Source organism: Enterorhabdus sp. P55 (assembly GCF_009911695.1).
Lineage (GTDB): Bacteria > Actinomycetota > Coriobacteriia > Coriobacteriales > Eggerthellaceae > Enterorhabdus.
In genome coordinates this window covers 1-2,748 of record NZ_QWKK01000181.1, presented here as the reverse complement: position 1 = coordinate 2,748, position 2,748 = coordinate 1, and the positions used below count along the sequence as shown (strand labels likewise).

Below are 2,748 nucleotides of genomic sequence, written 5' to 3'. Positions count from 1 at the left end.
GCCGGGCCGGGCGCGGGGGTCGCGGGCGACGTGGCGGCGGGGGTTGCGGGAGACGCGGGGGTCGTGGGCGACGCGGCGCTGGGAGACGCGGGGGTTGCGGGGGCCGCGTCAGGCGACGTGGCGGCGGGGTTGGCGCCGGCGGACGCATCAGGCGCGGGCTTGTCGAGCGCGTCAGGCGCGGGGGTCTTGGGAGACGCGGGGGTCGCCGGCGCAACGGATGCGCTCGGCGTGCCGGTGGAGGTTGTGCCTGATGTGGGGATCGCGCCTGCCGACGCGCCAGCAGGCGACGCGGCGCTGGGCGACGCCGGGGCTGCGGAGGCGAGGGGCGCGGAGGCCGCACTCGGTGACGTAGCGGTGGGATTCGTGGGCGACGCGGCGCTGATGGGCGCAGCGTTGGCGGGCGCAGATTCGCCGCGCGGGGCAGGTTCGGTCATGGGAGCTCCTTGGAATAACGAGGCGGACGTCGCCCTCCCAGAGGGGGGGTGACGTCTAGCATGCGGTTGCGGAAACGGTTGCGCCACCGCCTTCAGCTTGCGACACGCGAGAGAATAGGTTGCGCGCCGACCGGCAATGTCGGTTGCGGTGGGGCGAGGGGGCGTGTTAGAGGGCTAAGATGCCGGACATGAGATCACCGTGCCTTGACTGATTCCAAGTTCGCCCCAGTGTATCCACTTGATCGGGCGCGGTCAACAAGGCGCGCTGCGCTCGTATCACGCGGCGAGCGCGCTGCTGGGCGTCGTGGTCAGCCGCGGTTGCCGGGAAGCGCCTCGGGGCAGTAGGGCTCGCGGGGGCGCTTTCCGCCTGCGGCCGCCAGCGCGAGGGCGTCCTCGGCCAGCAGCGCCTCAAGCTCCTCCACCGTGGCGGGGAAGCAGATGCGCTCCAGCTCGTAGTCGTCCAGGAAGCCCTGGCCCGCCATGGCGTGCAGCAGCTGGGCCAGCGGGTCGTAGAAGCCGCCCAGGTTGAGTAGGTGGCAGCGCGCAGGCCCCATGCGCAGGCGGATCCGCGACATGATCTCGGATATCTCCTCAAGGGTGCCCACGCCTCCCGGCAGCGCCACGAAGGCGTCGCCCAGCTCGATCATCAGCGCCTTGCGCTGCCCCATCGTCTCGACCACGTGAAGCCTCGTCAGATCGTGCTGCGCCACGCCGGCGTCGATGAAGAAGCGCGGCTCGACGCCTTCCACGCGCCCACCCGCTGCGAGCGCCGCGCGCGACACCGCGCCCATGAGCCCCACGGAGCTTCCGCCGTAGACCAGGCAGTGTCCCCCCGCCGCGATCCACGCGCCCAGCTGTTCCGCCGCCTCGCAGAAGCGCGGGTCGGCCCCGGGGTTTGAGCCGCAGTACACCGTGATGTTCATGTTCTGACCTTTCGTATCCGCGCAGCCCCTCCGGATGCCGGCGCCCCGCGTCTTGCGTCTACTGCCCCCCGGCGGAGCGCTCCCTCAAGCTTTCCAACGATCCTTCCGCCGCCATGCCCCCCGCCTCCAAGTGCGCCGGCGCCGACGGCCGCAGTGGTCCTTCCGCTGCCACGTCCCCCGGTGGGACCTTGCCCCCTGCCACGTTTCCCCGGCGGGCCTTGTCCTTCCGCTGCCGCCTCGCCCCCAGCGGGGCCTTGCTCCCTCCCTGCCGCCATGCCCTTGAGTACGGGGCTTTTGCCCCCCCCGCCGCTGTGCTCTCGAGAGCGGGACGTTCGCCCCTCTGTCACTCCTTCAAGCACTTCGACGTCTCTGGCCCCCAGCGGCCTCTTTGCCGCCACGTTCCTGGGCCGAGCCCCAAGCGCGTCGGCGCCGGCGGCCCTAGTGGCCCTTCCGCCGCCATGCCCCCCGCGCCTCCAAGCGCGCCGGCGCCGACGGCCGCAGCGATCCTTCCGCTGCCACGTCCCCCGGCGGGATCTTGTCCTCTGCCACGCCCCCCGGCGGGCCTTGTCCTTCCGCTGTCGCCTCGCCCCCAGCGGGACGCTCGCCCTCCGCGAGCACGATGTTTCACGTGAAACACTGCACGTGTCCGGGCGTATCCTCTCCATTCGGGCACCCGCTTCTGCCGAAAGACCCAGCCGGCGGGCTCTCCGCGCTAATAGCCCATCTCGTAGAGGCGATCATCGTCGATGCCGAAGTAATGGCCTATCTCATGGATGACGGTCTTGCCGATCTCCTCGACCACCTCCTCGCGGCTGTCGAAGCAGCGCTCGTGCGGGCCCTTGAAGATGGTGATGACGTCGGGCAGGTCATCGTCGTAGCCGTCGGCGCGCTCGACGATGGACAGGCCGTCGAAGAGCCCCAGCAGCTCGTCGTCGCAGTAGGACCCCTCGGGGTAGAACGGTTCTTCGGGCGTGCCCAGGTGGTACTCGTTGGGCTCGTCCTCCATGACGATGGCCACGTTCTGCAGCGCCTGGATGAACTGGTCGGGGATGCCGTCGAGCGCCTCCTCGACGGCGCGCTCGAACTCCTCGTCGCTCATCTGGAACATGGCGATCCCCTCCTCGCAGGCGGCGCCTCGCGTCCGGCACATCGCCGCCAATTCTATCATGCCCCAGCGCGACGCGCCTGTCCCTGCGCGATTGTGGGCGGCGCCCTGTCGCTGGGCGCGTGAGCCGGTCGTATGCTCTGCTATCCACCCCGCCTGCCTCGCTCGCCCCCCCGGTAGTGCCCCCCGGTAGTGCCCCCCGGTAGTGCCCCCCCGGTAGTGCCCCCCGGTAGTGCCCCCCGGTAGTGCCCCCCGGTAGTGCCCCCCGGTAGTGCCCCCCGGTAGT

Annotated in this window: 3 protein-coding genes; 1 reads left to right on the top strand and 2 read right to left on the bottom strand. The window is 71.1% G+C overall.

What is annotated here, in order from left to right; genetic code table 11:
• A partial coding sequence (locus D1643_RS11905; protein WP_236643563.1) for a hypothetical protein occupies positions 1-486 on the top strand: 486 nt, incomplete at its 5' end.
• A 256-nt stretch (positions 487-742) separates the two neighbouring features.
• Here the strand turns inward: D1643_RS11905 and D1643_RS10530 are convergent.
• The gene (locus D1643_RS10530) at positions 743-1,357 is read right to left on the bottom strand and encodes a TIGR00730 family Rossman fold protein (RefSeq protein WP_160710567.1); all 615 of its coding nucleotides are present in this window, start codon (positions 1,355-1,357) and stop codon (positions 743-745) included.
• A 712-nt stretch (positions 1,358-2,069) separates the two neighbouring features.
• On the bottom strand, positions 2,070-2,465 hold the full coding sequence (locus tag D1643_RS10525) for a metallopeptidase family protein (RefSeq protein WP_160710566.1): 396 nt from the start codon (positions 2,463-2,465) through the stop codon (positions 2,070-2,072).
• Positions 2,466-2,748: the final 283 nt, after the last annotated feature.

What these genes read in the sequence shown, in the direction of transcription:
- D1643_RS10530 (WP_160710567.1), bottom strand. Translation starts at nt 1,357, where the DNA reads ATGAACATCACGGTGTACTGCGGCTCAAACCCCGGGGCCGACCCGCGC.
- D1643_RS10525 (WP_160710566.1), bottom strand. Translation starts at nt 2,465, where the DNA reads ATGTTCCAGATGAGCGACGAGGAGTTCGAGCGCGCCGTCGAGGAGGCG.